This is a genomic window from Candidatus Williamhamiltonella endosymbiont of Tuberolachnus salignus (assembly GCF_964019775.1).
GTDB lineage: Bacteria > Pseudomonadota > Gammaproteobacteria > Enterobacterales > Enterobacteriaceae > Hamiltonella > Hamiltonella defendens.
On the sequence record NZ_OZ026471.1, the window covers coordinates 1,422,015 to 1,448,825 of the forward strand.

General features: G+C 37.1%; 25 protein-coding genes, 1 tRNA gene, 1 other RNA gene and 2 pseudogenes. 10 read left to right on the forward strand and 19 right to left on the reverse strand.

The window, feature by feature from the left end:
- Positions 1-71 precede the first annotated feature (71 nt).
- On the forward strand, positions 72-416 hold the full coding sequence (locus AACL23_RS06980) for a hypothetical protein (protein ID WP_339050885.1): 345 nt from the start codon (positions 72-74) through the stop codon (positions 414-416).
- Between the two features lie 4 nt (positions 417-420).
- Here the strand turns inward: AACL23_RS06980 and AACL23_RS06985 are convergent, their stop codons facing one another.
- The 11 genes and pseudogenes from AACL23_RS06985 to smrB all read right to left on the reverse strand — a co-directional run bounded on the left by AACL23_RS06985 (position 421) and on the right by smrB (position 11,321).
- Entirely contained in the window at positions 421-558 is a 138-nt protein-coding gene (locus AACL23_RS06985; RefSeq protein WP_158530993.1) for a hypothetical protein, read from the reverse strand.
- Positions 559-566: 8 nt separating this feature from the next.
- Positions 567-1,217, reverse strand: coding sequence for an adenylate kinase (gene adk, locus AACL23_RS06990; RefSeq protein ID WP_015874406.1), 651 nt, complete (start codon positions 1,215-1,217; stop codon positions 567-569).
- A gap of 169 nt (positions 1,218-1,386) precedes the next feature.
- The gene (gene htpG / locus AACL23_RS06995; RefSeq protein WP_100096971.1) at positions 1,387-3,315 is read right to left on the reverse strand and encodes a molecular chaperone HtpG; all 1,929 of its coding nucleotides are present in this window, start codon (positions 3,313-3,315) and stop codon (positions 1,387-1,389) included.
- A gap of 1,172 nt (positions 3,316-4,487) precedes the next feature.
- Positions 4,488-5,095 (reverse strand): annotated as a pseudogene (gene recR / locus AACL23_RS07000) (recombination mediator RecR).
- A 3-nt stretch (positions 5,096-5,098) separates the two neighbouring features.
- Entirely contained in the window at positions 5,099-5,425 is a 327-nt protein-coding gene (locus AACL23_RS07005; RefSeq protein ID WP_015874399.1) for a YbaB/EbfC family nucleoid-associated protein, read from the reverse strand.
- Between the two features lie 41 nt (positions 5,426-5,466).
- A complete protein-coding gene (gene dnaX / locus AACL23_RS07010; RefSeq protein ID WP_100096972.1) occupies positions 5,467-7,389 on the reverse strand; it encodes a DNA polymerase III subunit gamma/tau in 1,923 nt (640 codons plus the stop codon).
- 43 nt (positions 7,390-7,432) lie between these two features.
- Positions 7,433-7,990, reverse strand: coding sequence for an adenine phosphoribosyltransferase (gene apt / locus AACL23_RS07015; protein WP_015874397.1), 558 nt, complete (start codon positions 7,988-7,990; stop codon positions 7,433-7,435).
- Between the two features lie 148 nt (positions 7,991-8,138).
- Complete coding sequence (locus tag AACL23_RS07020; protein WP_015874396.1) at positions 8,139-8,756, reverse strand: TfoX/Sxy family DNA transformation protein; 618 nt, start codon at positions 8,754-8,756, stop codon at positions 8,139-8,141.
- Between the two features lie 272 nt (positions 8,757-9,028).
- Positions 9,029-9,622, reverse strand: coding sequence for an aminoacyl-tRNA hydrolase (gene pth / locus AACL23_RS07025; protein ID WP_015874395.1), 594 nt, complete (start codon positions 9,620-9,622; stop codon positions 9,029-9,031).
- A gap of 37 nt (positions 9,623-9,659) precedes the next feature.
- On the reverse strand, positions 9,660-10,607 hold the full coding sequence (locus AACL23_RS07030; RefSeq protein WP_100096973.1) for a ribose-phosphate pyrophosphokinase: 948 nt from the start codon (positions 10,605-10,607) through the stop codon (positions 9,660-9,662).
- A 192-nt stretch (positions 10,608-10,799) separates the two neighbouring features.
- Complete coding sequence (gene smrB / locus AACL23_RS07035) at positions 10,800-11,321, reverse strand: endonuclease SmrB (RefSeq protein ID WP_100097162.1); 522 nt, start codon at positions 11,319-11,321, stop codon at positions 10,800-10,802.
- 208 nt (positions 11,322-11,529) lie between these two features.
- On the opposite strand from smrB, the gene ubiI reads away from it, so the two are divergent.
- Positions 11,530-12,744 carry an FAD-dependent 2-octaprenylphenol hydroxylase gene (ubiI, locus tag AACL23_RS07040; protein WP_100096974.1) on the forward strand — a complete coding sequence of 405 codons (1,215 nt, stop codon included), beginning with the start codon at positions 11,530-11,532 and terminating at the stop codon, positions 12,742-12,744.
- Here ubiI and ygfZ read toward each other — a convergent pair.
- On the reverse strand, positions 12,696-13,706 hold the full coding sequence (ygfZ, locus tag AACL23_RS07045) for a tRNA-modifying protein YgfZ (protein WP_015874390.1): 1,011 nt from the start codon (positions 13,704-13,706) through the stop codon (positions 12,696-12,698). The genes ubiI and ygfZ overlap by 49 nt on opposite strands.
- 121 nt (positions 13,707-13,827) lie before the next feature.
- Between ygfZ and AACL23_RS07050 the strand changes: the two genes are divergently transcribed.
- The 4 genes from AACL23_RS07050 to AACL23_RS07065 all read left to right on the forward strand — a co-directional run bounded on the left by AACL23_RS07050 (position 13,828) and on the right by AACL23_RS07065 (position 15,744).
- Positions 13,828-14,058, forward strand: coding sequence for a hypothetical protein (locus tag AACL23_RS07050; RefSeq protein WP_234817434.1), 231 nt, complete (start codon positions 13,828-13,830; stop codon positions 14,056-14,058).
- 314 nt (positions 14,059-14,372) lie between these two features.
- Positions 14,373-14,708: a cell division protein ZapA gene (zapA, locus tag AACL23_RS07055; RefSeq protein ID WP_015874387.1), complete on the forward strand. Its 336-nt coding sequence runs from the start codon at positions 14,373-14,375 to the stop codon at positions 14,706-14,708.
- A gap of 77 nt (positions 14,709-14,785) precedes the next feature.
- Positions 14,786-14,966: non-coding RNA, 6S RNA (gene ssrS / locus AACL23_RS07060), on the forward strand.
- A 166-nt stretch (positions 14,967-15,132) separates the two neighbouring features.
- The gene (locus AACL23_RS07065; protein ID WP_100096976.1) at positions 15,133-15,744 is read left to right on the forward strand and encodes a 5-formyltetrahydrofolate cyclo-ligase; all 612 of its coding nucleotides are present in this window, start codon (positions 15,133-15,135) and stop codon (positions 15,742-15,744) included.
- 13 nt (positions 15,745-15,757) lie between these two features.
- Here AACL23_RS07065 and serA read toward each other — a convergent pair.
- The 5 genes and pseudogenes from serA to asd form a co-directional block, all read right to left on the reverse strand.
- Positions 15,758-17,003: pseudogene (gene serA / locus AACL23_RS07070) on the reverse strand (phosphoglycerate dehydrogenase).
- A gap of 6 nt (positions 17,004-17,009) precedes the next feature.
- Positions 17,010-17,666, reverse strand: coding sequence for a ribose-5-phosphate isomerase RpiA (rpiA, locus tag AACL23_RS07075; protein WP_100096977.1), 657 nt, complete (start codon positions 17,664-17,666; stop codon positions 17,010-17,012).
- A gap of 54 nt (positions 17,667-17,720) precedes the next feature.
- Complete coding sequence (locus AACL23_RS07080) at positions 17,721-18,971, reverse strand: O-antigen ligase family protein (protein ID WP_407079237.1); 1,251 nt, start codon at positions 18,969-18,971, stop codon at positions 17,721-17,723.
- A gap of 31 nt (positions 18,972-19,002) precedes the next feature.
- A complete protein-coding gene (locus AACL23_RS07085) occupies positions 19,003-19,860 on the reverse strand; it encodes a glycosyltransferase family A protein (protein WP_100096979.1) in 858 nt (285 codons plus the stop codon).
- A 104-nt stretch (positions 19,861-19,964) separates the two neighbouring features.
- Positions 19,965-21,074: an aspartate-semialdehyde dehydrogenase gene (gene asd, locus AACL23_RS07090; RefSeq protein WP_100096980.1), complete on the reverse strand. Its 1,110-nt coding sequence runs from the start codon at positions 21,072-21,074 to the stop codon at positions 19,965-19,967.
- Positions 21,075-21,164: 90 nt separating this feature from the next.
- On the opposite strand from asd, the gene AACL23_RS07095 reads away from it, so the two are divergent.
- The 3 genes from AACL23_RS07095 (at position 21,165) to AACL23_RS07105 (ending at position 22,909) form a co-directional block, all read left to right on the forward strand.
- Positions 21,165-21,252 (forward strand) — tRNA-Ser (locus tag AACL23_RS07095).
- Between the two features lie 357 nt (positions 21,253-21,609).
- The gene (locus tag AACL23_RS07100) at positions 21,610-22,365 is read left to right on the forward strand and encodes a YciC family protein (protein ID WP_100097007.1); all 756 of its coding nucleotides are present in this window, start codon (positions 21,610-21,612) and stop codon (positions 22,363-22,365) included.
- A 1-nt stretch (position 22,366) separates the two neighbouring features.
- Positions 22,367-22,909: a septation protein A gene (locus AACL23_RS07105; RefSeq protein WP_015874379.1), complete on the forward strand. Its 543-nt coding sequence runs from the start codon at positions 22,367-22,369 to the stop codon at positions 22,907-22,909.
- A gap of 52 nt (positions 22,910-22,961) precedes the next feature.
- Here AACL23_RS07105 and AACL23_RS07110 read toward each other — a convergent pair whose 3' ends face one another.
- Both AACL23_RS07110 and AACL23_RS07115 read right to left on the reverse strand, forming a co-directional pair.
- Complete coding sequence (locus AACL23_RS07110; protein ID WP_235661234.1) at positions 22,962-23,534, reverse strand: TonB family protein; 573 nt, start codon at positions 23,532-23,534, stop codon at positions 22,962-22,964.
- Positions 23,535-23,760: 226 nt separating this feature from the next.
- A complete protein-coding gene (locus tag AACL23_RS07115; protein ID WP_171967806.1) occupies positions 23,761-24,342 on the reverse strand; it encodes an Ail/Lom family outer membrane beta-barrel protein in 582 nt (193 codons plus the stop codon).
- A gap of 605 nt (positions 24,343-24,947) precedes the next feature.
- Between AACL23_RS07115 and cls the strand changes: the two genes are divergently transcribed.
- A complete protein-coding gene (cls, locus tag AACL23_RS07120) occupies positions 24,948-26,414 on the forward strand; it encodes a cardiolipin synthase (protein WP_339050901.1) in 1,467 nt (488 codons plus the stop codon).
- The last annotated feature ends 397 nt before the right edge of the window (positions 26,415-26,811 follow it).

Here is a 26,811-nt window from a genome sequence, read left to right on the forward strand (position 1 = left end):
TGATATCGATGAATGGCGTTTTATAAAAAAGCGTCACTTAAACTTTATTTTTAAATTTAAAAGAGGTCATTATGGTAGCCACAAGTCCCCTATCTATTAGCGCAACAAATACTCGTTCAACAAGCTTGGAGCCATCAAAAATTAGTTCTATGGCATCAGTTACTAGCGTTAATAATAATCAGACAACGCCCGGCTTACGCAACACAAACCAAAATGAACAGGAGTCTTATGAGAAATCTGACGTTGACATGCGAGCCCCGGATATCTCTGGATGCGGCAAGATACCAGGGGTACCCATGATCATGGGGGGAATAGCAGCGATTATTTTTTCTTTAGGAGCTGGTATTTTTCCTATTGGAATCTTTATAGGAATGGTATCGATCATGACTGGATTAGCTTGTTGCAAGGCGTTCTAAGATTTTAGCCATAAAGCAATAAATACAGCGTATTTTTACAACGGCTAAAAGTGTGAATCTTTTGACTTTGACTATTAGCATACTGCATGACAATGGTTGTTAATATAGTAGGATATCGAGCCACTCGTGATTCAAATTTCATTAATCTATCTAACTTTCACCAAGGATACTCGACAGCTGTTGACTGACTTCATTCACTGTTCGAGTACCATCTAATTTGAAATATTTTGTATCCCCTCTCTTTGCGCGCTGACGATAATAATCGACTAACGCCATTGTTTGCTGGTGATATTCCAGCAATCGTTCACGAACCGTGGTTTCTTGATCATCTTTGCGTAGTGTTAAGGATTCACCCGTCATATCGTCTTTGTCTGTAATTTTAGGGGGATTGAATTTTAAATGATAAATTCGCCCAGAGGGCATGTGGACACGCCGGCCTGAAATGCGCTCAACTATAAATTCATCAGGCACCACCAATTCAAGTACATAATCAATTTTAATATCGGCTTCTGCCATTGCATCCGCTTGGGGAATAGTTCTAGGAAAACCATCCAATAAAAAACCTTCTTTGCAATCTTCTTGACGAATACGTTCTTTGACCAAGGCAATCACTAAATCATCAGTGACAAGCTTTCCTGCTGCCATGATACCTTGAACCTGCTGACCTAATTTTGTACCGGCTTTTACCGCGGCACGTAACATGTCACCAGTAGAAATTTGTACAATCCCGTACTTTTTCATAATAAATTGGGCTTGAGTCCCTTTGCCAGCGCCTGGAGCCCCCAGCAAAATAATACGCATGGCATTAATCTCCTTCACTGTTTATTAGATGAGTCATTAATTAAAATCCGCGACTATAGCATTTCTTGTGGATCTGACAAAAGGGCATGAATAAAAAGGAAATTGAAGTGATAAATAAAAACAGCGGCCGTTTTAAATAAACGGCCACTTCGCACAGTGTGTGCAGTGATTAAGCCATCAGTAGTTCGTTCACAGCTCGGAGAAACTGATTGGGATCATCTAACGTACCTCGCTCAGTCAATAAAGCTTGATCCAATAATAAATTAATCCATTGAGCAAACAGGGTATCATCACTGACCTCTGAAGCCCGTTTTACTAATAAATGATTAGGGTTTAACTCAAAAATATATTTGACCTCTGGCGCTTTTTGACCCGCTGCAGCAAGCAGCTTTGCCATTTGAGTGCTCATTTCATCAGTATCTGTTGTCACAATCGACGGCGTATCACTTAAACGATGGGTAAAGCGAACCTCTTTGACCCTTTCACCCAACAAGGTTTTGACTCTCTCAATAAAAGGCTGTAACGCCTGTTCTATTTCCTTCTGCTCACCGTGATGGTCTTCATCAGCCAGCTTATTGAGTGATTCATCTGATTTGCTAATAGATTGAAAGCTTTTACCTGAAAAATCTGTCAAATAACTCATCATCCATTCATCAATACGATCAGATAACAGCAAAACTTCAATCCCTTTTTTACGGAATAATTCTAAATGTGGGCTATTTTTTGCAGCGGCATAACTGTCTGCTGTAATAAAGTAAATTTTTTCCTGCCCCTCGTTCATACGACCGAGATAATCTTCCAAAGAAACACTCTGAAGAGAGCTGTCTGTATAAGTTGATGCAAATCGTAATAATTTAGCGACGGCTTCTTTATTAACAAAATCTTCAGCGGGACCTTCTTTTAAAGCCATACCAAATTGTTGCCAGAATTGCTGATACTTTTCACTGTCTTCTGTAGACAGTTTTTCCAGCATTTGTAATGCACGTTTTGTCAATGCGCTTTTTAAATTTTGAGTCACTTCATTATCTTGTAAAATTTCACGAGAAATATTCAATGGTAAATCATTGGAATCGATTAATCCGCGAATAAAACGCAAATAATTTGGCATAAATTGTTCGGCATCATCCATAATAAACACACGTTGCACATACAGTTTTAAGCCGTGTTTGTGATCACGATTCCACATATCCCAAGGTGCTTGAGCGGGTATATAGAGTAGGCTTGTATACTCCTGTTTACCCTCTACTTTATTGTGACTCCAATTGAGCGGGTCGGTAAAATCATGAGTAATATGCTTGTAAAAGGCTTTATACTCATCGTCTGTGATTTCCGATTTACGACGAGTCCAGAGTGCTTGGGCCTTATTAATTTTTTCCCATGTAACAACAGTTTGGGTTTTGTCAGGGAGATTATTTTTTTCTGTTTCACTGCCTTCCTGGTTTTCGTCTTTATTTTTACACTCAAGCTCAACGGGTAATGAAATATGGTCAGAATATTTGCTGATGATAGAACGTAATCGCCAATCATTTAAAAATTCATCTTCTCCTTCTTTAAGATGCAGAGTAATTTCTGTGCCTCTATCTTCTTTTGTGATGGTGGCAAGGTTGTAATCCCCTTCTCCTTTTGACTCCCAAAATACACCTAATTCAGATGCAACGCCTGCACCACGAGTGCGCACTGTGACTGTGTCTGAAACGATGAAGGCAGAATAAAAACCAACACCGAACTGACCGATGAGTTGACTGTCTTTCGATTGATCCGATCCGAGTGAATCCAGAAAAGCTTTGGTTCCAGACTTTGCTATGGTGCCGAGATTATCGATGACTTCATCACGGGTCATGCCGATGCCATTATCGCTTAATGTCAATGTTCGTTTATCTTTATCAAAAGACAGGCGGACACGAAGTTCGGCTTCTCCTTCGTACAATTCTGGTGAGGAGAGCGCGCGAAAACGTAATTTATCCGCCGCATCAGAAGCATTGGAAATTAATTCACGTAAAAAAATTTCTTTATTGGAATACAGTGAGTGGATCATTAAACTAAGCAGTTGTTTTACTTCAGACTGAAACCCACGGGTTTCCTGGTCTTGCATACTCATGAAGTTACCTCAATCTAAATTATTGCTATGAAAGAGAAAAAGAAATGTTTTATCAATTGATTTCTAAACTAAAAAAAGGGTGTATACGAGATGGGGTTAATAAAGAATTGTTTCAAGTGCTGGATATTAAAAATAATGATAGAAATTTTTTACATATCATTAAGTATATGATTAAATTTAATCATACTTTTTTAATAAGTAATACTTAAAATTGATTTACAATGATCATGCTTTGCGCCATAAAGCATTGATGCTTGAAGTTTTAAAATTCAGTTGATTTAAGCAACAGAAAATTAAAAATAATAAACTTTCATCATTATTCTTAATAAAGAAATAGAGTAATTTAAATTTTTTCATATGCTATAAAAAAAATCACTATTTGAATTTGATTCAAATAGTGATCCCTGGTGTTTTAAATTTTATAAGTATTTCTTGACTGGTACAGCTTAATTAAATGATAATACCGGCATTGTGTTTTCCCTAGTATTAGCCAATTGGCACCTGATCTTATTTAATGGTCAGGTTTTTTTATTTCTTCCAAGCCTCATTCATTATAATTTTTTTATTAAAAGTTAATAGTTAAACTTAGGTCTAGTTTGACGCTATACCCTTAATATTTATTCATATAACATGAAGGCAACTTCAATGTCTGTGTTATTTTAATTCTTAAAACGTTTTTTTCATTTGAAATAAAAAATCCCCGCGTTAAGTAAAATGCCTAAGCGGGGATTCCTGGTGTTTTTATTTTTATAATAATTTCTTGACTGCTAAAACTAATTAAGATAGAAAAATTTAATTACCTGAATTTGCCGTAGTGTTATTTAAATTACCCTGGTTGACCCTGGTGGTGTTATTTTATTTTTTTTACTTTCTCTCAAATTCATGAAACCAAGTATACTTTTTTTATCAAAGATTTATAGTTGAACTTAGGTCTAGTTTGACCCTATACCCTTAATATTTATTCATGTAGCATGAAGGCAACTTCAATGTCTGCGTTATTTTCTTGCTTATAATCAATAAAAATCAATTACAAATTTTATTTATTAAAGTCGATGATAAAAAACTCGATTTTCACAAAAAAATAATTTTTGGCCTTGGGCCACTGTTGATTTAATTTATCTTTTAAGAAGCAGTCCAAATAAACTCAAGTATATTTATAAAAACGACTTTACTCAGTTAAAATTCATGGGCCGTCGTCCCACTAGTGCATGAGATAAAGTAGTCTCATCGACCATCTCAAGATCACCCCCGATAGGTACACCATGGGCAATTTTAGTCGCAGATATTCCGTATTCCTCACACATTTGCGCAATATAGTTCGAAGTGGCTTCACCTTCGACTGTGGGGTTCATTGCTAAAATAACTTCCTGATGGGTTCTGTAGATAATCGATGCTCAAGTAAAGGCAAACCAATATCATCGGGGCCAATACCATCTAAAGGTGACAAGCGTCCCATCAAAACAAAGTAACGGCCAGAAAATTGCCCTGTTTGCTCAATGGCGCAAATGTCGGAAGGACTTTCTACGACACAGATTTGACCCATTTTTTCTCGATAAACATTAGAACAAATATCACAGCAAGGTTGTTCAGTGAAAGTACGACACACACCACAGTGGCCAATTTCCGACATCGCTTTTAATAAAGACTCTGCTAAACGTATACCCTTACTGCGATCACTTTGTAGCAAGTAAAAAGCCATACGTTGGGCAGACTTTGGGCCTACCCCAGGCAAATGGCGTAATGATTCCATCAAAGCTTCAATAACCAAACTGGTTTGCATGAGCTAGAATGGTAATTTTAAATCTGAGGTTAAAGAGATGTTTTTAGAGAGTAATTGGATTTTTTTTGTTTTTTGTTCTGAAAGCTGTTTCACTCCGTGGTTGAATGCAGCAGCAACCAGTTCTTCAACAACTTTTTTATCAGTTTCTTTTACCAGTAAGCTTGAATCAATTTTAACCTCAATGCAATTGCAAGCGCCATTGATCACTATTTCGACTAAACCATTGCCACTTTTCCCAGTGATTTTTAATTTATCAATTTCTGCCTGAATTTCCTGCATTTTATCTTGCATTTTTTGTGCTTCTTTGAAGATTTCTTTATTATCAAGCATAATAAACCTCTCAACATAATATTAAATTATTCATATAAAAGTTAAATAGGGCGAATGCTATTTTTATCTAGCTCTGCATCAAAGAGCCCACAGAGAGTATGAATAGTATCGTCCGCTATGATTGACTGACATGCCTTTGTCAGCATTTCCTCATAAATCCGTTTCCTTAACTCCCATGGAGTCAATTGTAACTCATCATCATCTTCAATAATAATAATTTCAACCATATTATTATAAAAATGACTTAAGGCCTCAGTAAGAATTTTATGTGCTGAATCTGAATTTAGATGACGTTGAGCAGAGCGTAAATGCAAGTAAATTTTGTGATTTATCGTTTGCTTTTTAAAGGAATTTAAAGCAAGTTGATGCACCAATTTTGGCAAACCTAATTGTTCCACTTCCGCCGCCCAAGGATCACGCTTTATGACCTCCTCCAGCAATTTAGAGAGCAACTCCGGTGATTTTTCATATTCTAATACTGGAGATAAAACTTTCTGTGTCGATGATAATTCTTTTTCAGAGAACAACTTGCGTGTATTCGAATCGTCGATTTCTTTTTTTTTAGCTTTAGCAATGAATGAATTTGATTGAACGATTAATTTTTCTAAAGGAACGGATAGCTCATTTTTTAGATTCTCTTTTTTTTTAGACGTAGGCGCATACTGTAATTCTAGTAATTTTGTTCGTGTTTTTAATATTTTAGTTGTATTTAATACTTCTACTATAGGAGTCTCTGGAGCTTTGTTATTGAGGGCTTCCACATTTTCAGTCGTTTGTTTAGACAAATGTGGCATAGAAAAATTTTCGGTGCTATCAAAAAAGTTTTTTTTTATAGATTCAGACTTTGAATCTGGAAAAGATTTTTTGGGATGAAACGCTAACGCTCTTAGAAGCGTCATTTCCACTCCCATACGGTGATTAGGCGCATAAGGAAGCTCTTTACGCCCAATCAATAACGTTTGGTAATAAAATTGAATCTCTTCAGGAGCCAAAGTCCTGGCCAGTTTAGATAAACCAAGCTCAATATGTTCTGGCTCTACTTCATTGTATTCTTTATAAGAAGTCTCTGGTAATAATTGTTTGATAGCAATACGATGGAATAAATTTAACATTTCTATCAGTAAATTTTCCCAATCTTTTCCAACAGCAGCGGTTTGTTCTATCTCGAACATTATTTTTTCAGCATCAGCTTTAGCCAGAGCCTCAATAATAGATAATGATTGCCCATCATCAAGTATCGTTAGCATTTCACGAACAATTTGAGTGGTCACTTTCCCAGATCCAATAGCAACCGCTTGATCGGTAAGACTCAAAGCGTCACGCATACTACCAGAGGCCGCTTTCGCCAATAGTTTTAACGCTTCGGTATCACTATCAATTTTTTCAGCCGCTAATATTTTTTCCAGCTGATTCAGAATAACCAGTGCATTTAATGCTTTGAGATGAAATTGTAAACAACGTGAAATAATAGTGACGGGTAATTTTTTTGGTTCAGTGGTTGCCAGTAAGAATTTCACATGAGAGGGCGGTTCTTCTAAAGTCTTCAGCAATGCATTAAAACTATGCCGTGAAAGCATATGGACTTCATCTATCAAATAAACTTTAAAGCGGCCTTGGGTAGGGGAATACGGCAAGTTATCTAATAGTTCACGTGTATCCTCTACTTTAGTACGAGATGCCGCGTCAATTTCAATTAAATCGATAAAATGTCCCTGTTCTATTCCCTGACAATGAATACACTTACCACAAGGAGTGGCAGTAATACCGCTGGTACAATTCAGCCCTTTTGCTATTAAACGAGCAATAGAGGTTTTTCCTACTCCACGCGTACCAGATAAAAGATACGCATGATGAATACGCCCCAGAGAAAGGCTATTAACAAGTGCAGTTAAAACATGTTCTTGGCCGACCACTTCGGAAAAAGTTTGTGGCCGCCATTTTCGGGCAAAGACTTGATAGCTCATTTATCTTTAATCATTCAATTAATAATTTATTGAGTTGAGGGGTTTATTGAAATGAAACTAAGCTGTAACACTCAACACCTTGAGAAATTAAACGTTTTTTTCCACCTAATGCAGGTAACTCAATAATAAAAGCAGCATGGGCAACTTGCCCATCAAGCCTGCGGATAAGTTTTAGTGTTGCTTCAATAGTGCCACCAGTGGCTAGTATGTCATCAATCACCAACACTTTATCACCGGGATTAATACTGTCTTTGTGTACCTGTAATTGGTCAAAACCATATTCTAAATGATAATTTTCACTAATGGTTTCTCCCGGCAATTTATCAGGTTTACGTACAGGAATAAAACCCAGACCTAAAGCAAGAGCAAGAGGAGCACCAAATAGAAATCCCCTTGCTTCAATAGCTACAATTTTATTTATTTCAAGGGTTTGGTAGTGTTCTACCAAAATTTCAATACTTGCAGTATAAGCTTCTGGGTTAATCAATAAGCTGGTAATGTCGCGAAATTGTATTCCTGATTTTGGATAATCTGGAATGGTTTTTATATTATTTTTAATATATTGAATTTTATTTATAATCGTTGATCTTGCAAAATTCATGGTACAAAAAATCCTGTTTAAATGAATACTTAGCCTACTCAAAGAGTTTTTCATTAACCTCATAAAGTCAATCAAACTCCGGGGCCGATTTTATAAAAGTTTTTCTCGGTTTCTATTCAGACTGGTTTTGTAAACGTAAAAACAATTTTTAGCCTTTTTCGGGATTTTTTATTTCTTCATACCACTCAAGTAATTCATTACGCAAAACTGAAGGTAATACTGCACAATGATAACCACTTATTGCTCCAGCTAAAGCTAAGAGAACGTTAAAACCTAATGATTTATTTAAAGATTTTAATTTAAGGTAAGTACATTTTGCCCCTTTAATTTTTAACTCCTCAGCGCTTTTGATCCCCACTTTCCACAGTAATTTCTCAATAGTAATACTCAAATTAGGTAAATCTTTAAGCCTGACTGGCTGAGATTTTTTATTCAACATTTCAGCTTTTGAGCTTTCGTATGCCAGTTGAACAAAATAAAAAAGCAAATTTTGATCTTCCCATAATGTCGAATCAACGAAGTAATAACGCAATAAAATCGGCATCCCTCTTTTTGCATAAACTAAATTAGACATTTTTCTTGTTTGAAAAATATTCTCAATTTGATCATTCGCACGCAAATACAATTCTCCATCAGAAACAAGTGCAAACATGATCCCATCAACCAACAAAGCATATCCACCAAACTGTGAACGATAAGTGATGGAGCCAAGAAAAGTGAAACGTGATTTCACCTGTTGAATTTTTTGTTCTGATATATCCTTCATATTGTTTATATTCCTTATAACCGAAGATCTAACGAGTATTTTGATTAATTAATGAAGTAACGCTAATTATTAAGTTGCAAAGATACTTAATAAACACCGAGTCTCCAAACAAAAAATGCGTTTGTAAACATTTAGATTTCAATTATGCGAAATACTTTGAAAAATTGAATTAATTTTTGATATTAAAAGATCATTTTCTACCATTGTTCTACACGAAATGATAAAATTTTGTGTCAGTGTTTTAGACATGTATTTTTATGCCTGCATTAAGATTATTTTTTATTTAGGCTTGATGAATGTAAGTGATGTACCGCTTTTATCATATTTTCTTTAAATAAAATTTCAGTGAAAGTGAGGCACTCATCAATCGCATGATCAATTAATTTTTTTTCACTGACAGGGGGCTTACCAAGCACAAAGCCTACAACCTTGCTGGTGTCACCGGGATGACCAATACCAATTCGTAAACGATGAAATTCGCTGTTGTTGCCGAGTTTTTTCTGAATATCTTTTAAGCCGTTGTGTCCCGCATTTCCGCCGCCTGTTTTAAATTTGGCTTGCCCTGGTAAAAAATCTAACTCATCGTGTGCCACTAATAACTCTTCTGGCAAAATTTGATAAAATTTTGTTATGGCAAAGACCGCGGTACCACTCAAATTCATGAAAACATCGGGGATCATCAAAAGTACGTTTTGGTTTGCGATTTTTAATCGCCCTGTGTAACCAAAAAATTTTGGTGATTTTTTTAATGATAGGTTATGACGTTCTGAAAGCTGTTTCACATACCAAGCCCCCGCATTATGGCGGGTTTGGGAATATTCAGCCGTTGGATTTGCCAAACCAACAATAAGTTTAATATTGCTCATCTGTCATCCTGAAAAAAGAGAAAAAATCTGGGAGTGATTAATGTTGAAACATCGCTGAAATAGATTCCTCGTTACTGATTCGCCGAATCGCTTCTGCCAGCATACCGGATAAAGTTAAAGTTCGAACGTTGTTTAAAGCTTTGATTTCCTTGGAAAGGGGAATAGTGTCACAAACGACCACTTCATCTACCAATGAATTTTTGATATTTTTCGCCGCCTCCCCAGAAAAAACAGGATGTGTCGCGTAAGCAAAAACCCGTTTTGCCCCCCTTTCCTTTAAAGCTTCAGCCGCTTTGCACAAAGTGCCCGCAGTGTCAATCATATCGTCAACCAAGATACAATCCCTAGCTGCCACATCTCCAATGATATGCATTACCTGAGAGACATTCGCTTTAGGCCGGCGTTTATCGATAATGGCCATGTCGGTGTCATTCAATAATTTTGCGATAGCACGGGCACGAACAACTCCCCCAATGTCTGGAGAGACCACAATAGGGTTTGCTAAATTTTGTTGCAACATGTCTTCGATTAAAACAGGGCTACCAAATACATTATCAACAGGAACGTCAAAAAAACCTTGTATCTGTTCTGCGTGTAGATCGACTGTCAATACACGATCGACTCCCACACTGGATAAAAAATCCGCCACCACTTTTGCAGTAATCGGGACACGAGCAGAACGGACACGACGATCCTGGCGAGCATAGCCAAAATAAGGAATTACCGCTGTAATACGCCCCGCTGAAGCGCGACGTAAGGAATCGATCATAACGACCAATTCCATAAGATTATCGTTAGTAGGAGTGCAAGTAGATTGAATGATGAAAATATCATCGCCTCTCACATTTTCGTTAATTTGTACGCTCACTTCTCCATCACTAAAACGACCGACCGTCGCCTGGCCTAAACTTGTATATAAGCGATTAGCCACACGTTGAGCCAGTTTAGGAATGGCATTACCAGAAAAAAGTTTCATATCAGGCACGGGAAAAACCTCAGCTAAGAGCAAAAGAAATATATGTTAACCTGATTTAATTGTGGTGTTAATTGAATTTGTAAACTGTTCAAAGGCGACACGCTCTGGAGCTTATGAAAACAATGAGCAAAAAGAGGGGCGAAGTAAGGTCAGCAAAGCGGTTTAGTTAATTGATATTTTTAATCAATTATAAGATGCTGTCTATTTGATGAGTACCAATAAAGCGGCAGATCCACCCCACCTTCTTGGCGCTTGGTGAAAAGCCAATACCTTAGGATGCTGCATAAGCCATAAGGGAGTATTTTTTTTTAAAATATTTCGCCCGTAGCCGTGTATTACATTGACACATTCTATTTTTTGGCGTTTGTAAGCGATTAAACTGCCTAATGCTTCTTTGGCTTGTCTTTGCGTTAATCCGTGCAAATCAAGCAATATATCGGGAAGGTAATCTTCTTTCATCAGTTTTGAAATTTCATTGAGCTCAATATCTGGCTGAATATATTCAACTGGTTCCCCCTCCTTCCAAAATACCGGGCATTGATCAGAAAAATAAGAGATAGCATTCATTTGTTCTTGTCGGAAGCGTATTGCTTTTGTTTCATTTATTTTGGATCGTTCAAAATGAGAATGAAAAACAGTATCCTGATGTAGTTTTTTCGTACCCTTTATCGATTTTCTGAAAAGAATAGATTCCTGTTTTGTTAATAAAGATCGATTTTTCATCATTTTTAAAAAATGCCACGTTTTATAAAAAAATAGAGGTAAGAATTCAAATTGAATACTATTTAAGTTTTATTCTATAAAAATTCAACTATTGATTACAATCCCACTGAATTATTCACACGCTCGATTCTGTACGCGTTCGTTTTTAATTCACAGACTTCATTATTGTTATAAGAGGTTTAATAAATCGGCAAAGGAGAAAAAATAGATGCAATCTGTTGATATTGTTATTGCTGGTGGTGGCATGGTGGGTTTGGCTTTGGCTTGTGGCCTAAAGGGTACAGGCTTGAGTGTTGCTCTTTTGGAAAAGGATTCACTAGAGCACAAAAAAACTCTTTTTTCGAGGGATAAGGCTTTACGCGTATCTGCTATTCATGCAGCGAGCGAACAATTGCTTAAGTATATAGGCATTTGGGATCAAATTTTGGTGCAGGGCGCCTGCGCTTACACCAGTATGGAAGTTTGGGATAAAGATAGCTTCGGGAAAATCTTTTTTCACGCTCAGGAGCAGGGTTGTCATCATCTTGGTTACATCATTGAAAATCAGGCTATTGAGCAAGCACTTTGGCAAAAGGCCACTGAGTCAGATCATATCACTTTATTGGCCCCTGCCCATTTTCAACAGGTGGCCTGGAGTGAAGATGCCGCTTTTGTAACCTTGGCGGATGGGCGTTTGTTGAGCGCTCGCCTCGTTGTTGCAGCGGACGGGGCCCATTCATGGTTGCGTCAATATTCAGCGATCCCTGTTACTTTTTGGGACTATCATCAACATGCATTAGTCGCTGTGATTCGGACTGAACAACCTCATCAGCAAACGGCTCGCCAAATTTTTTATGAGGATGGAATTTTGGCTTTTTTACCCTTAGAGGAGGCGCATTTAAGTTCTATTGTATGGTCATTGCCTTTTAATCAATCGACTCATTTCTTACAATGTCCTGAAGCACAATTTAATCAATCTTTGGCGGTCGCCTTTGATATGCGTTTAGGGCTCTGCGAACTTCAAGGGCAAAGACAGACTTTCCCATTAAAAGCTCGTTATGCACGTAGCTTTGCAGCTCATCGTCTGGTATTGGTCGGTGATGCAGCTCATACCATTCATCCTCTGGCAGGGCAAGGTGTTAATTTGGGTTTTATGGATGTCGCAGAGTTAATTTCAGAAATACAACGCTTGAAAACGCAAGGCAAAGAAATCGGGCATTATCCTTATTTACGTCGTTATGAACGCCAGCGAAAGCAAAGCGCGGCTTTCATGTTAGCTGCCATGCAGGGTTTCGGTGTATTATTTTCAGGAGATAAGCCTATTAAAAAGTGGATCCGTAATACGGGAATCAGTCTGGTCAATCAATGTCCGAGCATTAAATCAAAATTTTTTCATCACGCTATGGGATTAGATGAAGGTTCAAATTTTTTAAAAGATCTATGAGATATCATTAGCCTCCCGTTCTCATCACCTTTAACCCTCAATATGGAGTCTTTCTGGAAATCATGATTTAATATCGCCTGCACCCATAAACTGCCATCTTGAAGTTTTACGGCTGCCAACACAACACCGGTTCTTCGGTAGTCCTCTTCCATCTGAATTTCGAGAGCTTCACCCACATCAGGGACCCGACATGCTTTGCCTGTCAGCCAATAAAGCGCTTTTTTATTCACGCCCCTATATTCTGTTCTTGCGACGACTTCCTGCCCTGTATAACAACCTTTGGTAAAGCTGATCCCCCCTAAAGCCTTCAAATTGGCAGCCTGAGGAATAAATTGCGTTTTATTTTTCGCGTCTATAATAGGGAAACCCGATTCAATATCTAATGCTAGCCATTGTTCACTGCTTCTAAATACGGCTTGATCTTGGAGTTTCTGGATCAAAAAATCACCCTCTTTGAACGCTTGTGATACCAGCAAAAAGCGTTCTCTGGGTGAAGAGAAATGCAATAGACTGTAATCATCTTCGTGCACAACAGGCTCCGTTTCTGTCGGTAATTTTTCAAAGCAGTTTTTCAATACTTTTCTTGCTTGATCACCTGCTATCCCTAATAAAACGGTGCTTTCAGCGATGTCTATCTCCACTTTAGAAAAGACAGCATACTTTCTAAGTTCCATTAGTTCATCATGTAATAGGCTTTTCCGAGTGATAAAAGCCAGGCCTTTTAAATAATGAAACAAGCGTACCGTGCTTAATATTTTTCCTTTAGGATCACAATGTGCCCCTAAGATATGTTGATTTTCCTTCAATAGGGGAACATCTAGAGTGATTTGCCCTTGAAGATATTTCACTCGATCTTTTCCTGTGACTCTGATCAACCCCCAGTCATTGAGCAAAATCACAGTGAATGGTAACTGCTCAGAAGGTAAAGAAGCTTGGTGAGAAAATAAAGATTGATAGATCATATGATATCCTTAGCCACTGATTCCTGCATTATTGAGCCGTTTTATTAAAAACTGTTTTTTATTTAAAAAGTAATTTTTCATTAACGAACGATGTGTTTTTTCTAAAAAAAGGAAGGAACCCATGAGATACATTCAATTTATCATGATGATGATTTTACCATTGAAATTGTTTGCCAATCTAGCAAATGACCTGGAATGCGCTTCTGTTGAAGGCAAAGATATGATCTTGGTAGGCAGAATTATAAAATTTATCGATAAAGATGAATGGCCTGTCTCGAATTTTGTTCTTCGAAATGAAGATGGGAATAATTATTGCGTGCAATTTAAAGATGCATCTAATGGTATCAGATGAAAAATTATATATGATGCATTTCTGTCGGAACAAGACGTAATTTTAAAGACAGATAATCTTCATAGAGTCATTGGTGTTGCGGTGATCGGGTAGTTTTTTTGGTAAGGAGCGCAAGTATTAGGAGCCTAACAATACTATATTTAACCCGCTTTCTTTCTCGGCATTGAAAATCCTTGATTATTGTTTTAAATAAAATATGATTACTTAAGTGAATACTGAATAATACATATTGAAAAAATTCAGATATTGATTGAAACATGTTTCCGACACTTTAACTGAGCGACTTCATAGAAAAACGAGGCAAAAACGCAAGTATGTCTGTAGAACTACAACCCGTGGATATTGAAGTTTTTGGTCGTTTAATCCGAGTGAATTGTCCGGAAGAACAAAAAAAAGATTTACATGAAGCGGCAGAAGAGCTAAATCAACGGTTTCAAGATTTCAAAATGCGTACGAAAGCCATTGGAGCTGAGCAGCTGGTTTTTGTTATTGCCTTGAATCTTTGTTACGAATTGAATCAAGAAAAAACGAAAGCCTGTTCGTTTGCATCCAGCATGGATGAACGTATGAGATTACTTCAAAAAACCATTGATGACGCTTTGTGTGATCAGGTTTCTGTGTCGAAAATAACGGCTTCACCGTTTGAATAAATAAAAGATAATGGTTTTGAGCTTCTTGCAGCACAATTTTTTTGTCTTTTAGTTAATTTTTAAATCAGTACGACAATATATCTCTAGGATGTTTGCCAGCGGGTCAGTCCCCTGAGCCGATATTGAATATAAAAAAATATGGTGTTCTTAACTCGTGAGCATGCTTGGTTCGCCAGGAAGCCTAAAGGTTATGACGCTATATTCACCTTGAACCAAGGGTTCAAGGGCCAAAGCTCGCAGCGGCATCTTGGAGACCCCTTTTAATTTATTGATACGCTATATAGTGATAGCCATTCACAATGGTGAAAAAATAAAATACCCCAATCGTGTCTAAAATTATTATTTTTAATAAAAAATTACTGATTATTTAATTAATTTAAAAATCAGTACTTGCAGGTTTACTGGGTATAGGTGTTCGGTCATATTGATAAATTTTCCTCTGACAGAAGAGAATCTTCTTCTTAGACAAAAAATTCGATCTCAAATGCGTGAGCATCGACGCTTATTGAGTGAAGAAAAACAAAGATCAGCGGTACAATCCGTAATTCAACATGTATCGATACATGAAAAAATCTCTCTCGCACAACATATCGGTGTTTTTCTTTCTTTTGACGGTGAAATTCCTACACAGCCTCTCATCGAATATCTTTGGCAACAGAACAAAAAAGTGTATTTACCCGTAGTGGATCCTGTTCTGGAAGCTCATTTGCTGTTTGTCCCCTATCATAAAAGCACGCCTCTGATCAGGAACAAATGGAATATTTTTGAACCGCCATTAGAGCCGACACAGGTAATACCTTTTGAAAAGCTCAATATCCTGTTTGTGCCATTAGTGGCTTTTGATAAAAATGGACAGCGTTTAGGTATGGGAGGAGGATTTTATGACCGAACCCTTCAAAAGGCTGTATCAAAAGGCCCATATCCAATTGGTTTAGCACATGATTGTCAACGGGTGAAGAATTTTCCTATCGCTAAGTGGGATATTCCACTGCCAGAGATTATGACACCGAGCAAAATCTGGCAGAGGCCATCTTAATTCAGCCTGTTTTTTAAAAAAATAACCGCAATTTAATCGTCCCGTCGATCTCCTTCATTAAACGCGCTGTTTCTTTTATTTTATCGGATGTCTGAGTTTCAACATCAATCACCACATAGCCGACTTGCGCATTTTTTTGTAAATATTGATTTGAAATTTTTATTTTTTGCTCAAAAAAAAATTTGATCAATCTGATTTAAAATGCCAGGACGATTTTGATAAATATGTAATAAGCGGTGGGTGTTTTTGCGATGATAAGGCAAAGAGACTTTCGGAAAATTCACAGAAGAAAGTGTAGAGCCATTATCGTAATATTTCATCAGTTTCACTGCTACTTCATTGCCGATATTTTTTTGGGCTTCTTCTGTTGAGCCAGCGATATGAGGAGTCAGGATCACATTATCAAATTCACGAAGCTTCGACTGAAAAGGTTCGTCTCTACTGGAAGGCTCTTCAGGAAAAACTTCTATTGCTGCTCCCGCCAGATGCTGATTTTTTAAAGCATTGTATAGAGCATCAATATTAACGACCTTACCACGTGACGTATTGATGAGGAGTGATCCCCGTTTCATTTGAGCCAATTCCTTATCTGAGATCATATTTTCAGTCATGGCTGTTTCTGGAACATGCAAGCTGATCACATCGCTGATGTTTAACAAATCACGAAGATCAGCGACTTGTTGAGCATTGCCCACCCGCAATTTTTGCTCTATATCAATCATAGAAAAAAACTTGCAACCCGACACTTTCTGCCAAAATCCCTAATTGCATGCCGATACGGCCATAGCCTATGATGCCTAACTTTTTACCTCGTACTTCATAAGAACTTGAAGATTGCTTGTACCATTCACCCCGATGTGCTTTTGCATTGGCAGCCGGGATCCCTCTCAAAATGATGAATAATTCACCTAATGCCATTTCTGCCACTGAACGAGTATTTGAAAAAGACGCATTAAAAATGGGAATCCCCTTTTTTGCTGCAGCATTCAGATCAACATGGTTAGTACCAATACAAAAACATCCTACTGATATAAGTTTTTCTGCAGAAGCAAAAATTTCTTCGCAGAGATCCGTGCGTGAACGAATGCCTATAAAATGAGTATCACGAATGGCCGCTTTCAATGAAAGCTTATCTAATACCCCTTATGATATTCAATATGAGAATAACCTTCTGCTTTTAAATGATCGACAGCAGTTTGATGAACCCCTTCTAGTAATAAAAATTTAATTTCGCTTTTTTCAGGTGACAATGTTGCCAAAAGATATCACTCCATGATTTCGACAGTATTGGATGTTGCAATTAAAACAAGGTCTGCTGGCCGAAGTGCAAATAGCCCTACGGTGACGACCCCTGCAATTGCATTAATTTTATTTTCCAAATGGATGGGATGGGCCATATTTAAATGGCGGACATCCAATATAATATTCGCATTATCGGTGATTACCCCTTGGCGATATTCGGGTAATCCCCCTAGTTTTACTAGCTCACGAGCGACATAAGAGCGCGCCATTGGGATCACTTCGATTGGTAAGGGGAATTGACCTAATATGTTGACTTTTTTTGTATGGTCCACAATACAAATAAATTTTTTCGCCATGCTCGAAATGACTTTTTCACGAGTCAATGCCGCGCCTCCTCCTTTGATCATCTGCTTATGGTGATTGACTTCATCAGCACTGTCTACGTAGATATCAATAATATCTACCTCATTGGTATCTAGAACAGGAATACCGATATTGTTGAGTTTTCTGGTGGAATCCTCAGAGCTGGAAACGGCTCCTTTGACGAGTTCTTTGATGGAGCCTAGAGCATGAATAAAGTGGGTGACCGTTGAACCTGTTCCTATTCCGACTATCATGTCCGATTTTACATAATTTAAAGCCACCAAACTGACGGCTTTTTTCATTTCATCTTGAGTCATCGTCAATTCACTATTGATTTCATGGGAATAAAAATGAACGTAACATCATTCATGTTAATGAATTCCGATATCCACGTTTTTTTGATTGTGATGTTGTGTTTTAAAGTGGACAGAGCGACTGGCTAATATCGCAGTAAGAATCACAAATAAATGTCCTTCAGAAGAATCTAGCAAAAATGAATTAAAGAAATGGCAAGCCATATAACTCATCAGTACCGCGATAAACATATTCTTGATTTCACTCGGTTGTTGACAGGCCGAGCGAAAAAAACACCACATCCACACAAGAAAAACAGTCAGCCCGAGCAATCCTGATTGAAGGGTTTGAATTAAATATTCATTATGCGGATTATGAATGATGAAATTGCCTTGCTTAGAAACATGCTCAAATGAACCTGCACCGTGGCCTAAAATCGGCGCTTCCTTTATGAGTTGCCAGGAACGTAATGCAAACATTGTGCGTAAGCCCATTGAAGTACCGCAGGCCTCAAGTAAATTTGGCTGTGATGCGGCCAAACATGTTTGGATTTCTTTTATGGCAGTATGTATACGGACGTTTGCCTTATTTGGCACAATGACAAGAACAGCGCCTAAAATAAGCGCAACTATGATCATTCTCAATTGATGCACTTTAGAGCAGGATAAAAAAATCCAGGTAAAAAAAGCAACTACTAAAGCAAGATACCCTGTTCTACCTTGCACCATGAAAAAGATATTATAAACACCCAGGCAAGTCAGTAATGCATACCCGCCAGATTTTATTCCTTTATGATGAAAAGTTTGTTGCAACCAGATCAGCACGGCCAAGGCCATAAAAAAATTTTGGGTGATATGCATCTTAAAAACAGTGGGATTGCTCAGGTAGCCTGTGCCCAACGGAAGATCAAATTCCCAGATGAGAAAACTGGTAAATAAAATAATGGCATTCGCTAATAAAAATCCTTTTACAAACTGTTTGGACAACGATCGAGACATTAAAAAAAAAAGAGAAAGGGGCAAAATAAATAATAGTTTTTTGTATTTATAGATCATCTTGACTCCATAGACATCGTACTGAGTCAGGAGTGAGAGAAGCAACAATAAAAACAAGACAGCAGGTAACCAAACAAGAGGATTTTTAGCTAAAATTTTTATGAAATGGCGATTAGGCCTCAAAAAAACACAGAGTAACGCCAATACAAGCAAAAAATGCATTAAAACATTAGAGGTAGGTAAAGAAAAACCTAACAAGAATGCGATCACAGTTGCAAATGTAGTGAAGCGGTTTTGAGGTGTAAAGTAATTTAAAAATGGAGCGGAAAATATCATTGAGGATCCTAAATTTAAATACTGTATTTTACACAGAGAAACATCTAAACAAATAGCGGAACCACCATAATGGCCTCCACCATCTTTTTTGAACAGGAATCGGAGCTGTTCGAGAATAAATAGTATCAATAGACCATGTAAAGTTCAGAAAGATTCGACTATGACCGTATTCTTTACCGAATCGACTGATTTCAAGCTTTTTTCTTAAATCTATAGGGGTGTTATGAGAAAGATCTCTGTTCAAAGAATGATAACTTTTTTCTCTATCTATATTGCGATCGATGCACCTGAATTTTTTAGCCAGATATTTTGGTTTTGATCCATGATCTTTATGAAATTTGACAAAACGATAATCTTCAGCACCATAATGACCCGCAAATTCCTCATCGTATCCGTACAGCCTGAAAAATCTTGCTCTGGATAAAAAGAAGACATTCGGATGCCCTCTACATGCTTTTTTTGTTTGAGGATCGGTTCGATAAATCCGATAAAAAGATCGCTCAGGATTTCCTGCATTGACGAGATATCTAAAGGTGTCTTCCGGCAGTTTACAATCGAGATCCATCAAAATAATTTTGTCTGATTTTGCATAAACAACCCCTAAATTTCTTGCGCCGGCTTGATTCCATTCAATATCCTCAGTGATTTTTAACCAAGTGATATTGAGATCAAAATGATTTACTTTGTATTTTAATGGAGAGCAATCATCCACAATCACAAATTCAACCTGGTCTTTAATATCATCAGGGTAGTTTTCATACTCTCTCAATAAAGACTCTACAGAATTGATATTGGCTTGATTGCAGTAAAAATGAGTGATGTAAGTGAGTTTGATATGTTGTTTATCTAACATATGCCTTTTTTTGACAATATCGCTGTCTTTCATTTTTCATCCTAAAGGGTTTACGAATACGGTAGGCCTGTTAAAGATTGAAAACATACCGATATTAGAGCTTTTTAAAAATCAACTAAATTCTATTTTTTTAACTTTCACAATAGCAAATTCAACATACGCCGAAGAGGCTCAGCGGCACCCCACAATAGTTGATCGCCAACAGTAAAAGCAGATAAATATTTGGGTCCCATACTTAGTTTTCGTAATCGACCCACGGGCACATCAAGAGTACCGCTTACCGCAGCCGGAGTGAGTCTGTCTAAAGTCGTTTGTTTTTTGTTTGGAATCACCTTGACCCATTCATGATAAGAACCCAGAATTTGTTCTATCTCTTTGATAGGAACATCTTTTTTTAGTTTGAGTGTAATCGCCTGGCTATGGCAACGCAAAGCGCCGATACGTACGCATATGCCATCAATGGGGATCATCGTTTTATTGTTCAAAATTTTGTTGGCTTCCACCTCCGCTTTCCATTCTTCACGAGTCTGGCCATTTGCTGAAGCGATATCAATCCACGGAATCAAACTTGTTGCTAAAGGGGCTTCGAAACAGTCCGTTGGAAGATCGCCGCTCCGTGTCAATGCCATGATCTCGCGCTCTATTGCGAGAATCGTTGCAGCGGGATCTTGTAGCTGTGACGCTACTTCTGTATATAAAAGCCCCATTTGAGTTAATAATTCACGCATATGACGTGCCCCGGCCCCTGAAGCGGCTTGATAAGTTGCAAACGAAACCCATTCGATCAAAGAGGCATTAAACAATCCTCCCAGAGACATCAGCATTAAGCTCACGGTGCAATTGCCGCCGACAAAGGTTTTAATCCCTCTATTTAAAGCACATTCGATCAGGCTCAAATTCACAGGATCCAGCGCTATAACACTGTCTTTTTCCATCCGCAATGCAGAGGCGGCATCAATCCAATAACCCTGCCAACCTGTGGCACGCAATTTCGGATAAACTCTGTTGGTATATTCCCCTCCCTGGCAGGTCAGAATGATATCTAATGATCTTAATGTTTCGATATGATGAGCATCTTGTATTTTGCCCATTGTAGGAGAAAAATCAGGATTGGCTTGACCTTTTTGAGATTCTGTTGTGGAAAAAAAAACCGGGTCTAAGCGTTTAAAATCATCGGTTTCTTTCATACGTTGCATTAATACCGAGCCAACCATGCCGCGCCAACCTATCAAACCTACTTTTTTCATAAAATTTTCCTGATGAAGAGAATTGAAAATAATAAAATTATCTACTACTTTACAACACTGTAGACAGTGTTTATAGTGCGATCCGCGTTTGGAGGGGTGGCTGAGTGGCTGAAGGCAACGGTCTTGAAAACCGTCGACGGGCAACCGTTCGTGAGTTCGAATCTCACCTCCTCCGCCATAGTTATCAATTATACTCCCTTTGTAATCCGAAATACCCTTGGCTTTCAAATCATGAAACGTACAGTCAAGTTTGTAAGCTATTTCCTATCGTTACCTTGACTGTATTTTATTTACCCTCTTTCTACCCCCATCTGTAAACACGAGGCATACTGGCTACCTAAGGATTGACCGGGGTTTTACTCTGCAGTCCTTTATATTCATTTTTTTAATCAATCAAAACAAACGAAAAAACTCATAGCTGTGAATACCCTGTTTAAAAATCCAAAAATATTCGTATGATATGAACTTTTAAGGCACAAGGTACTTGAACGAGAGTATAATGCGTCGTTTTTTATGTTGATTTTTAGGAGCTTCTATGTCTATCACGGCAAATCGCTTATACCGTGACAGTTTTAATTTTTTGCGAAATGAATTATTCACGATTGTATTGCTGACATTATTCGCTGCATTAACAACCGTCATGATTAATCATTTATTTTTACCCACCCAAGAACAACTGAACATTCTAGAAACCACAAAAAACCAGATTGACGCTCAAAATATAGGGATTAAACAGATGATCTCTCAGATGAGCCCTGAGCAGCAAATGGCAATACTGAAAATATCCGCTTGCGCGACTTTTTCAATGCTGTTGGGTCATGTTCTTTTAATAGGAGGGATGTTAAGTATCATGATAGAGATATCAAACAATCGCCCTGTCAGATTTTTGAAAACTCTGTCTACTTTCTTACCTGTACTGCCTAAGTTATTTTTATTGGTTTTTATTTGTACACTATTGATCCAACTTGGACTAACCGCTTTTATTATTCCTGGCATTATTATCGCACTGAGCGTTTCGTTCTCTCCTATTATTTTTATCAATGAAAAAGTAGGGATTTTTTCGGCCATAAGCCGCAGCAGTAAAATGGCATTTGCTCATGCTCGTCTCATTATTCCAGCTATGTTGCTCTGGTGGAGCGCCAAACTCCTGCTTTTGCTGTTGCTCTCAATCAATCACCTTAATATTTCTTCTCACAATATGATGATACTGATATTTAACGCCTTAAATTATTTTTTATTGGCATTCTTACTGGTTTATTTATTTCGTTTATACATGTTATTGCGGGCATAAAATGAAAACACTTTTAGATTTGATCCCGTTAATCATATTTTTTATTTTTTATAAAAAATATGACATCTTTGTTGCTTCCGGTGCATTGATTGTTTCCAGCCTCTTCGTTTTGGCTCTGGTTTGGATAAAATATCGAAAAATAGAAACCATGATGCTGGTGAGTACAATTATTGTCGTGGTATTGAGCAGCATGACATTAATTTTTCACAGTGATATTTTTATTAAGTGGAAAGTGACCATCATTTATTTTTTATTCTCTGCGGCTTTACTTATCGGCCAGTGGATATTTAAAAAAACGTTAATACAACGCCTTTTGGGTAAAGAATTGAGTTTACCTGATCACATTTGGTCAAGAATGAACTTGTATTGGGCGCTCTTTTTTTTAATCTGTGGTATCACTAATATTTATATTGCATTTTGGTTTCCGCTATCAATTTGGGTCAATTTCAAAGTATTTGGTTTGACCGCGGCCACTTTTTTGTTCACTTTGTTGACGGTTGTTTATATTTATCGGCACCTCGATCAAACTGATAAAAAAAAATGACATGAAAAAAGCCACTGAAAAGTGGTTTGAAAGTTTTAGAAAATCTCGCCTTTTATTCGACTGGCATTTGATTATTGTCAAGCTTAAAAATAATCACTGTCACACGGTTTTTAAAAGGATGCGCTTGAAATTTCCACTTTTTCATCGCCGTTTTGACGCTACGTTCAAAAATATGAGGGGGATCAGATTCTAGTAGACGTATATTTTTTACCCTGCCTTGATCATCAATGTCATATTGCACCTTCACTTTTCCCTCAATCCCGAGAGCCAAAGCTCGTGCAGGATAAACAGGTTTCACTTTTTTAAACGATACCGGCTCTGTATCTGCTCCTGTAGAAGAGGAAGCCGTTTGGCTGGATTCAACAACATCACCTTCTCTTTTTTGAATGGATTGAGTCAAAAAATCGGGATCGGAAGAGGCTTCGTTTTTTATCACCGGCATTTTGTTTGGGGCAGATTTTTTAGAGGGATGTTTTTTTGTTTTTTTTATCAGGCTATATTTATTTTTTTTAATCGGTAATGAGCGCAGTTTAGCAGAATCAACAAGATCCGCTGGTGTTGTAAACTTTTGAGAGGGCTGTTCGATAAAAGAGGGCTTTAAAAAAGAAGCTCCATGATAGTTCATGTGCACTTTTAAAGACGAAGACGCTAAATTTGGGGGTGGGATCTCAATAAAAAAATGCAAAAGCATAAAGATCAAAAAAACATGCAACCCTAAAGAAAATAAAAAAGGCCAAGCTTTTAAAAAAGGCGCCCACAAATTTTGTTTTAACATTCTTTATGGAAAATTTTCAACAAATGATAAAAAAAGCCACCTTCCGGTGGCTCATAAATAATATGATTTTGCTTAATTAAAAGCGATAGCCTAAGCCAATTGACCAAACCTTCGCTTTTTTTCCATAGACAGATTTAGCATATTCAAAAGAACCATCGATAACAATATTTGGCATTGGATTCACCTGAACACCTATCATACCTGCAAAGCCGTTTTTCTTGTTATCAAATTTTTGATCAATATCTGTGAACTTATTTGTTTCTTTTACTTTTGAATGAACGACACCTAATGCAGCATAGCCGCTCACCCATTCATTAAAGCGATAAGTTGGCCCTATTAAAAGAGAATAATAATTAAAATTTAATGAATTATTTATATCTGATGACCCAATTTTCCCCGATAGGTCTTCTTTTTTTCTTAAATAAGTGAAAGAAGTGATGATCCCTAGCTGGTTATCTATCTCATAACGATATTTAAGGTTAATCCCTTTAGGGCCAGCATCTTTATTTGTTTTTACAAGATCATTTTTCTCGTTGACAACCCCCAGTGAACTCCAAGCGTAACCTACGGATACAGAATTTTCTAATTCAGCATTTGCAGATGAAATACCGACCATTGAGCCCATTGCTAATACACTGTATATTAAAGTTTTTTTCATAGCACACCCTATTTATTTTGTATAAAAATATTTTTATTGCTAAAGATACATAAAAAGACAAAAATAAAAAACAGAGTTAAGATTGTCTCTTCGATATTATATAAGATAAATCGCATAGCTGTACATGATAAAATTTTCAAAACTTTTATCTCAGGTTTTATTTGACTTTCTTTTTCTTAAATTAACTTATTTTGAATAAAAAAATCTGGCAATTTTGGTTTTAAGATTCTTTACGCAAGGATTTTCAATCCGGTAACTTTATAGAATAGATAGTATGATAAAAAATTGGCTTAATTAAAAACGAATGCCTAAAAAATTGCCGTCACACCTTTTTTATTGCCATTAAACATTTTAGTTTATTCATAAAAAAATCGACAACGATATTTAACGTTAACCCCTTCAGAGTTAATATTTTTCTTAAATTCAAGGTTGAACTCTTTTTCATTAATTCCACATTAATTCGAAGCGTAACCGACGGATAAAGCATGTGCTAATTCAGCATTTGCAGATGAAATACCGACAATGATGTTTAAAATATTATTTGTGTCATTAATTTACTCACTTATTTTGATAAATGCACAAAACAAAAGGATTGTAATTTATTTATGAACACATTTTACACCTTTATCAGCTCGATTGTGTTATTTGGATATTGGCTACTGATTGCAGGGATCACATTACGCATTTTAATTAAACGACGAGGCGTTCCCTCTGCTATGGCTTGGTTATTGGTGATCTATATTTTTCCTTTAGTCGGCATTATCGCTTATCTCTCTTTTGGTGAACTTAATTTAGGTAAGGCTCGGGCGCTGAGAGCAAAAGCTTTATGGCCATTAACAACAAACGCATTAAATCAATCAAAAGACGCCAGACAGCTCTTTTTTCCTCCACATAGTGCTGTCGCAGCGCCTTTATTTCAGCTCTGTGAACTTCGTCAAGGAATCGGCGCGATGAAGGCGCATCAATTAGAGCTCCTCACTACTAATGAGCAAACGTTAAAAAGATTGATAAGAGATATTCAACAGGCTCGACATGATATAAAGATGGTTTTTTATATCTGGCAAGTAGGGGGATGGGTAGATGACATTGCCGAAGCATTAATGGCGGCAGCACGTCGAGGTGTCAACTGCCGTCTCATGCTCGATTCTGCAGGAAGCCGAGCTTTTTTTCGTAGCCAGTATCCCACAATGATGTTGAATGCGGGTATTCATCTTGTCGAAGCTTTAAAAGTGAATGTATTACGAATGTTTTTTCGTCGTATGGATTTGAGACAACATCGCAAAATTGTGCTGATTGATAACTACATTGTGTACACAGGCAGTATGAATATGGTCGATACTTCTCATCATACCAAGAAAAAAAACAAGGTGGGCCCATGGGTTGATCTGATGGCTCGAATGGAGGGTTCTATAGCGACCGCCATCGGCATGGTTTATGCTTGCGACTGGCAAATGGAAACCAGTAAACACATTTTACCTGAATTTTCCCGTCACAATATTGATCTTAAAGAGCATGATAAAACAGCAGGCCCTCTTCAGGTGATTGCCTCTGGGCCAGGATTTCCTGAAGACATTATCCATCAAGCCCTGTTAACGGCAGTGTATTCTGCACGTGAACAACTGATTATGACGACGCCTTATTTTGTCCCGAGTGAAGACTTGCTTCATGCCATTTGTACGGCCTCTCAAAGGGGAGTAGAGGTGATCATTATTCTTCCCTATCGTAGCAATTCTATGATAGTGAGTTGGGCAAGCCGTGCTTTTTTTGCTGACTTATTAAAAGCCAAAGTTAAAATTTATCAATTTCAAGGAGGAATGCTACACAGTAAAAGTGTTTTGGTAGATAAACAGCTGAGCTTAATTGGAACCGTGAATCTCGATATGCGAAGTTTATGGCTTAATTTTGAAATTACTGTTGCCATAGATGATCGTGATTTTGGAGAAAATCTGGCCAGCCTGCAAAATGATTATGTGAAAAATTCTGTTCTTTTAGAAAAAGATCAGTGGGAAAAACGATCTGTCTGGCAGAGCATCATTGAGCGATTGTTTTATTTTTTTAGCCCCTTGTTATAAAAATAATAAGATTGATAAAATACATAAAAAATCAACCTGCTGATCAGGATCAAAAGTATTTATAAAAAATCACTTGTTTATTTTTGTTATGAGTCATATTAATCTATGCGATTAATTTAACTACTTAAAAAAAATTAAGTTTGTCTTTTATTAAAAAAGCTCGACAGTAGATTTTTAGTTAAGTTAATTTAATTTAATTTAACAAATTTGAGACAATTTTTTTCTTAATCATATTAAAAAAGAAAAATTAACTTTAAAGCAAGACATTAATATAAAGGAAACTTATTATTTAATAATAAAATCATGTTTTTATAAAACAACATTTTATCAAAAAGTAAAAATTTATCTAAATTGAAAGTGAATTTGAAAAAATTTTAGCTTTAAGAAGCGTAAAACT